Source organism: Mesorhizobium qingshengii, from assembly GCF_900103325.1.
GTDB lineage: Bacteria > Pseudomonadota > Alphaproteobacteria > Rhizobiales > Rhizobiaceae > Mesorhizobium > Mesorhizobium qingshengii.
This window is the reverse complement of sequence record NZ_FMXM01000020.1, coordinates 133,565-140,641: the sequence shown is the minus strand read 5'-3', so window position 1 is coordinate 140,641 and position 7,077 is coordinate 133,565. Positions and strand designations below refer to the sequence as shown.

Here is a 7,077-nt window from a genome sequence, read left to right as displayed (position 1 = left end):
CAACAGCCGCGAGAAGGTGTCGTGACTGGGCGCCTCCTCATAATCGATCAAGCGCGACAGCGCCTGCTTGCGCTCTTGCGCGAACAACGAAAACTCCGTCGCGTTGGTCGCACCACACAGGCTCGCTGCGATCATCATCACGATCAGATCGCCAAGCCGGTGCGTGGCGTTGGCCGCGCGCGGGTCAGGGACCGCGCCGAAATAGCTCTCAAGGGTGGAAATGGCAGTCGCTCCTTCGTTGGACTGCCTTCCCAAAGAATCCCTTCTCAAACCAAGTTCAAGCCCAAAATTCCCATATGCGATTCCCCTGCCCACAAGGGGGAGGGTGATCGCGCACCTACCCACTCACTTGAAGAAATCGACAAAAGCCCGTAGCGCCGGGCGCATCTGGCGGCGGCTTGGATAGTAGACGAAGAACCCGTCGAAGGGCGGGCACCAGTCCTCCAGCACACGGACAAGCCGGCCGTCGGCGAGCGGCGCGCGGACATAGTCCTCGAAAACGAAGGCAAGCCCGGCGCCATCGACCGCCGCTTGGGCGATCAAATGATCCTCGTCGAGGATCAGCGGCCCCTGCACCGCCAGTTCGATCTCCTCGCCATCCTTTTCGAACTCCCAGCGGTAAAGAATGCCGCTGGAGAAGCGGAAGCGGATGCAGCGGTGGTCGGCAAGATCGCGCGGATGCCGTGGTCTGGGCATGGTGGCGAAATAGGAGGCCGCGCCGACCACGGCGCCGCGCAGATTGGGCCCGATGCGCACCGCGATCATATCGCGCTGCAGACTCTCGCCGAGCCGCACGCCGGCGTCAAAGCCGCCTTCGACGACATCGGTGAAGCGATCCTCGATGATGATCTCCAGCACGATGTCGGGATAGGCCGCGGCAAAGGCGCCGAGCCGCGGCGTCAGCGCAAGGTGGGCTGCGGTGCGTGGCACGGTCAGCCTGAGATTGCCGGCCGGCCGGTCGCGCGCCTCGATCGCTGTCTCCAGGGCGAGATCGATTTCGGAGAGCGCCGGCCTCAGCCGCTCAAGCAACTGCGCGCCCTCTTCTGTGGGCGCGACGCTGCGCGTGCTGCGCGACAGCAGACGGACGCCAAGCCGCGCTTCCAGGCTGGACACCGCGTGGCTGACCGCCGACGGCGCGATGGCCAGTTCCCTGGCCGCGCTGCGAAAACTGCCGCACTGGGCGACGGTCGCTAGTACCGCAAGCTGGGACAGATGAGCTCGGTTCATTGATCTATTTTTTGGAACAACCCGTGCACATGAGAGCCGATTATCGAACGTATGGCAAGGCGCTATCTCCTGGGCATCACAACATGGAGACGCGTGATGCAAACCCGCAAACTAGGAACTGAACTGAACGTCTATCCAGTCGGCCTCGGCTGCATGGGCATGAGCTTCGTTTATGGCGGCCAGCCGGAAGCCGAGGCGATCGCCACACTGCACCGCGCCGTCGAGATCGGCGTCAACTTCTTCGACACGGCGGAAGTCTATGGCCCCTACGAGAACGAGATCCTGCTCGGCAAGGCACTGAAGTCGGTGCGCGACAGGGTGACGATCGCCACCAAGTTCGGCTTCAAGATCCTGGAGGAAGGGACAGGCACCGAGCGCATGGCCGGCGTCGACAGCCGTCCCGAGCACGTCAAGGCGGTTGCCGAGGCCTCGCTGAAGCGGTTGGGCACGGATGTGATCGACCTTTACTACCAGCACCGCGTCGACCCGAGCGTGCCGATCGAGGATACGGTCGGCGCCATGGCCGAGCTGGTGCGCGAGGGCAAGGTGCGAGCACTCGGCCTGTCGGAGGCCAGCGCCGCAACCATCCGCCGGGCGCATGCCGTGCATCCGATATCCGCCGTGCAGAGCGAATACTCGCTGTGGAGCCGCGACCCGGAAGACGAGGTGTTCGCCGTCTGCCGCGAACTCGGCATCGGCTTCGTTCCGTATAGCCCGCTCGGCCGTGGCCTGTTGACCGGCACAATCGCCAAACCCGAGGCTTTGAGCGACGACGACTGGCGCCGCACGCTGCCCCGCTTCCAGGCCGACGCCATGGCCGCCAATGCGGCTGTCATCGCCACGCTGGAAAAGCTGGCGGCTGAAAAGGGCGTGACCTCGGCACAGCTGGCGCTCGCCTGGGTGCTGCATCAGGGCGATTTCATCGTGCCGATCCCCGGCGCCCGAAAAATTCGCCATCTGGAGCAGAACACCGCGGCGGCCGGGATCGAACTGAGCGTGGCCGATGTGCAAGCCATTGGCGATGCGCTGTCGCCCGACAAGGTCACCGGCAAGCGCTACACCGAGGAGCTGCTGGCGCTGGTGAATGGCTAGGCCTTCACCCTCCCCCTTGTGGGGAGGTCGGCTCGCTGTCTTAGCGAAGCGGAGACAGCGAGACGGGGTGGGGGTAGCGCCCTACGAGAACCCCCACCCCGCTTCGCAAAGGCCGCCTTGCGGCATTTGCTCCGCGACCCTCCCACAAGGGGGAGGGTGGTCACCAAGGCACGACACTAATCTCCGGCCAGTTGGCTTGGGCCCGCGCCCCCTTCGCCTCATGCGTCTGGCGGTTGTCCATCACCCGGTTCGGCGTGATGCGAAACGAAAAGATGTCGTCGAGCCCGAACGGCGCCACCAGCTCAAGCTGCCCATCCGCGCCGAAGCGGACACCAACCGCATGGGTCCTCGAGGCGAAAAAGCTGAGCGAGTGGCTGGAGCTCGTATAGCGAGGGCAGGATCGTCCGAACTTTTCCGGATACCACAGATGCACCCGCGCCTGGTTGCGCAGCTCGACCGGGAGCGGCAGGCCGGCAAAGGCCGGCGCAGCGCGAGCTATCACGCCGTCCTCGGCCTCGTAAGACAGGTCCGAGCCATCGAAATAGAACAGGTCGACATCCTTGACGCCGTAACCTGACGGCTTCCCAGTCAGGTGGTTCCAGACGCTGTTGTAGAGCGCGCCGGAAACCACCAGCCAGTCCGGCAGCGCGAGCGCGCGCACCCGCGCCAGTGTTTCGACAAGCAGCGGATCCGCCGCGACAATGTCGAGAAACGCCGAGCGTTGTGCCTCGAATGGCAGCCCGGAATAGCGCAGATGGTCCATCGCCTTTTGGAGGGCGATTCGCCATCTGCCCGCAAGCCTCTAGCCGCGCAGAACGCCACCGGTCTGCTTGCCGACATTCTCGACGATACGTTTGGCCAGCGCCTCGAAATCGTCGTCGGTCAGCGTCCTCTCGACCGGTTGGATCGACACTTCGATGGCGATCGACTTCTTGCCCTCGCCGAGCGACGCACCTTCGAAAATATCGAAGACCGAAACGGCTGATATCAGCTTCTTGTCGGAGGCAAGAGCGGCGCGCACCAGCGTACCGGCCTCGACCGACTTGTCGACGACGAAGGCGAAATCGCGCTTCACCGCCTGGAAAGCGGACAGCTCCAGCTTCGGCTTGGTTTTCGTCGGCTTGGCTTTCGGCTCGGGCACGGCATCGACGAACACTTCGAAACCGCAGAGCGGCCCGGAGACATCGAGCCCTTCCAGCGTCTTCGGGTGGAACTCGCCGAAGGTGCCGAGCACGGTCTTGGGCCCGAGCTTGATCGTGCCGGAACGGCCGGGATGGTACCAGCCCGGTCCACCCGCCTCGATCTGCAGCCGCTCGACCGGCGCGCCGCAGGCTTCGAGCGCCGCGATCGCATCCGCCTTGGCGTCGAAGACGCCGACCGGACCGGAATTGCCGGCCCAATTGCGGCCTGAACCGTCGAGCTTTGCCGTGCCGCGCCGAACACCGGCGGCCACGCGCCGCTGCTGGTCGGCGCCGTCGCCCTCATAGGTGCCGGACACTTCGAACAGCGCCACGTCGCCGATGCCCCTGTCGGCATTGCGCTGTGCGGCGGCGATCAGCCCCGGCAGCAGCGACGGCCGCATGTCGGACATGTCGGCGGCGATCGGGTTGGCGAGTTTCAGCGCGGTCTGGCCGCCACCGAACAGTTCGGCGTGCTTGGCCGGAATGAACGACCAGGTGACCGCCTCCATCATGCCGCGCACGGCAAGCGCGCGCTTGGCCGTGCGGGTGCGGACCTGGAGCGTGGTGAGGATCTTTGCATTGACTGCGTCATGCGAACCGAGCGGCTGCGGAGCGATGTTGTCGACGCCATGGATGCGCATCACCTCCTCGACCAGGTCGGCCTTGCCGTCGATATCGGGGCGCCAGGACGGCACCGCCACATCGACGACATCGCCCGAGCCCTTGGGCTTGAAGCCGAGGCGCGACAGGATGTCGAGGCTTTCCGCCTTCGGCACCTCGATGCCGGTCAGCCGCTTCACTTCCGAGAGGGGGAAGGACACGATGCTGGGCTTGTGACCGGCATAGCCGGCCACTTCGATCTCCGTCGGCGTGCCGCCGCAGAAATCGAGCACCAGTCTGGTCGCCAGTTCGACGCCGGGGACCATGAATTCGGGGTCGACGCCGCGTTCGAAGCGGTAGCGGGCATCGGTGATGATGCCGAGCGTGCGGCCGGTGCGCGCCGTGGCGATCGGATCCCAAAGGGCCGATTCGATCAGCACGTCTGACGTGTTTTCGTCGCAGCCGGAATGCTCGCCGCCCATGATGCCGGCGATCGATTCGACGCCGTCGTCATCTGCTATGACGCACATCTCCGGCGTCAGCGTGTATTCGCGGCCATCGAGCGCCAGCACCTTCTCGCCGTCGCGCGCGCGGCGCACGACGAGATTGCCAGCAACCTTCTTCGCGTCGAACACATGCAGCGGGCGGCCGCGATCGAAGGTGACATAGTTGGTGATGTCGACCAGCGCGCTGATCGGCCGAAGCCCAATGGCGATCAACCGCTGCTGCAGCCATTTCGGCGACGGGCCGTTCTTGACGCCCTTGACCAGCCTGAGCGCAAAGCCGGGGCAGAGTTCCGGGGCCTCTATCGTCACCTTGACAGGGCACATGCCGCTGCCGGCATGAGGCATGATGGCACCGCCGACGAGGCGGCCAAGCCCGCTGGCCGCCAGATCCCTGGCGATGCCGTAGACACTGGTGGCATCCGGCCGGTTCGGCGTCAGGTTGATCTCGATCAGCGGATCGTCGAGATGCGCGTACGCAGCGAAGCTGGTGCCGACGGGGGCGTCGGCCGGCAGGTCGATGATGCCGCTATGCTCGTCGGAAAGCTCCAGCTCGCGCTCGGAACACATCATGCCATGGCTTTCGACGCCCCTGATCTTGCCGACCGTCAGCGTCACGTCGATGCCGGGCACATAGGTGCCGGGCGCGGCAAAGGCACCGATCAACCCGGCGCGGGCATTCGGCGCGCCGCAGACGACCTGCACGGGTGGCTTGCCGTCGCCTGTATCGACGGTCAGCACGCGCAGCCGGTCGGCATCGGGGTGCTGCACCGCCGTCAGCACCTTGGCGATGACGAAGGGTTTCAGGCTCGACTTGTCGTCGACATGCTCGACTTCGAGGCCGATCGAGGTCAGCCGCTCGACGATCTCGTCGAGCGAGGCGTCGGTCTCGAGATGATCCTTAAGCCAGGAGAGGGTGAATTTCATTGGACTGTTCCGTCTGGTCTTTTGACGCTTGTTTTCAGATGTCTCGGCAAGTCGTCGGACATATGCAGGTAGGGAAGCTGCTCGCTGACATAGGCATGCCGCGTCGGCCCGAAATCGGCCGGCACGTCCATGGCGCCGAGCATGAAGTAGATGTCGTCCTCCAGCCGCTCGTCGACATAGGCGATCGGCGAGCCGCAGACGCCGCAGAAGGAGCGCGTCACTGGCCCGTTCTCGTACATCTTCAGCGCCTTGCCGGTGAACGCCACCTGGTCGACCAGGAAGCCGACAAAGGCCGATACCGGCGCGCCGCTGGCCCGCCGGCAATCGCCGCAATGGCAATAGCTGACGTGGTGCGGCTCGGCCGACGCCTCGAACCGCACGGCGCCGCAGCGGCAGCCGCCGGTGTGCGGCGCTGTCATGCGCTCAATCCGCCGAACAAGGTCGGCATGTCGAGCGGCCTGAAACCGTAATGCGACAGCCAGCGGACATCGGCATCGAAGAAGGCACGCAGGTCCGGCATGCCGTATTTCAGCATGGCGATGCGGTCGATGCCCATGCCCCAGGCAAAGCCCTGATATTCGTCCGGGTCCAGCCCGCCATGGCGCAGCACATTGGGATGCACCATGCCGCAGCCGAGGATCTCCATCCAGTCGGAGCCTTCGCCGAAACGCACCTCGCCCGGCCGCGAGCGGTCGCACTGTATGTCGACCTCCAGGCTGGGCTCGGTAAACGGGAAGAAGCTGGGCCGGAAGCGCATCTTGACCTGCGGCACCTCGAAGAAGGCCTTGCAGAACTCTTCCAGCACCCACTTCATGTTGGCGACATTCGCCGTCTTGTCGATCACCAGCCCCTCGACCTGATGGAACATCGGCGAGTGGGTGGCATCCGAATCCTGCCGGTAGGTCTTGCCCGGGATGACGATGCGGATCGGCGGCTTCTGCGTCTCCATGGTGCGGATCTGCACCGGCGAAGTGTGGGTGCGCAACAGCTTGCGCTCGCCCTTCTCGTCCGGCTGGAAGAAGAAGGTGTCGTGCATCTCGCGCGCCGGATGGCCTTCGGGGAAATTCAGCGCGGTGAAGTTGTAGTGGTCGCTCTCGATGTCCGGCCCCTCGGCGATCGAGAAGCCGAGGTCGCCGAAGATCGCCGCGATCTCGTCGATGACCTGGCTGATCGGATGGATGCGGCCGCGCTCGGCCGGCGACTGCCGCACCGGCAGCGTCACGTCGACCTTTTCAGCGGCAAGGCGGGCTGTGATCGCCGCATCCTTCAGCTCGGCCCGTCGCGAGGTCAGCGCATCGGTGACACGGTTCTTGAGGCCGTTGATGGCCGGACCCTTCACCTGGCGTTCCTCGGCGGTCATCGCGCCGAGCGTCTTCAGCATTTCGGAAATCGATCCCTTCTTGCCAAGGGCCGAGACCCGCACGGCTTCAATTGCGGCCTCGTCGGCGGCCGACGCGATGTCGGCCAGAAGTGAGTTTTCAAGCGTATCAAGGCCAGTGGTTGCGTCGTTCACGGTCAAACTCGCTACGTTGGAAAGTCAGCCTTAA

The 7,077-nt window shown here is 64.9% G+C and carries 7 protein-coding genes; 1 reads left to right on the top strand and 6 read right to left on the bottom strand.

Features of this window, described 5'->3' with window-relative positions; all coding sequences use genetic code 11:
• On the bottom strand, positions 1-255 hold a 255-nt coding region (locus BLS48_RS26425; protein WP_244529902.1), incomplete at its 3' end, for a transposase family protein.
• A gap of 90 nt (positions 256-345) precedes the next feature.
• Positions 346-1,227: a LysR family transcriptional regulator gene (locus BLS48_RS26420; RefSeq protein ID WP_091584261.1), complete on the bottom strand. Its 882-nt coding sequence runs from the start codon at positions 1,225-1,227 to the stop codon at positions 346-348.
• A 96-nt stretch (positions 1,228-1,323) separates the two neighbouring features.
• Between BLS48_RS26420 and BLS48_RS26415 the strand changes: the two genes are divergently transcribed.
• Complete coding sequence (locus BLS48_RS26415) at positions 1,324-2,319, top strand: aldo/keto reductase (protein WP_091584260.1); 996 nt, start codon at positions 1,324-1,326, stop codon at positions 2,317-2,319.
• A gap of 160 nt (positions 2,320-2,479) precedes the next feature.
• Here the strand turns inward: BLS48_RS26415 and BLS48_RS26410 are convergent, their stop codons facing one another.
• From BLS48_RS26410 to pheS, 4 genes are read right to left on the bottom strand one after another with little or no spacing between them, the layout of a single operon-like run.
• Entirely contained in the window at positions 2,480-3,082 is a 603-nt protein-coding gene (locus BLS48_RS26410; protein ID WP_091584257.1) for a nucleotidyltransferase family protein, read from the bottom strand.
• Positions 3,083-3,121: 39 nt separating this feature from the next.
• The gene (gene pheT / locus BLS48_RS26405; RefSeq protein WP_091584255.1) at positions 3,122-5,530 is read right to left on the bottom strand and encodes a phenylalanine--tRNA ligase subunit beta; all 2,409 of its coding nucleotides are present in this window, start codon (positions 5,528-5,530) and stop codon (positions 3,122-3,124) included.
• Positions 5,527-5,949: a GFA family protein gene (locus BLS48_RS26400; protein WP_091584252.1), complete on the bottom strand. Its 423-nt coding sequence runs from the start codon at positions 5,947-5,949 to the stop codon at positions 5,527-5,529. The genes pheT and BLS48_RS26400 overlap by 4 nt, the downstream gene beginning before the upstream one ends.
• Positions 5,946-7,043: a phenylalanine--tRNA ligase subunit alpha gene (gene pheS, locus BLS48_RS26395; protein ID WP_091584300.1), complete on the bottom strand. Its 1,098-nt coding sequence runs from the start codon at positions 7,041-7,043 to the stop codon at positions 5,946-5,948. Before pheS ends, BLS48_RS26400 begins: the two co-directional genes overlap by 4 nt.
• Positions 7,044-7,077 lie beyond the last annotated feature (34 nt).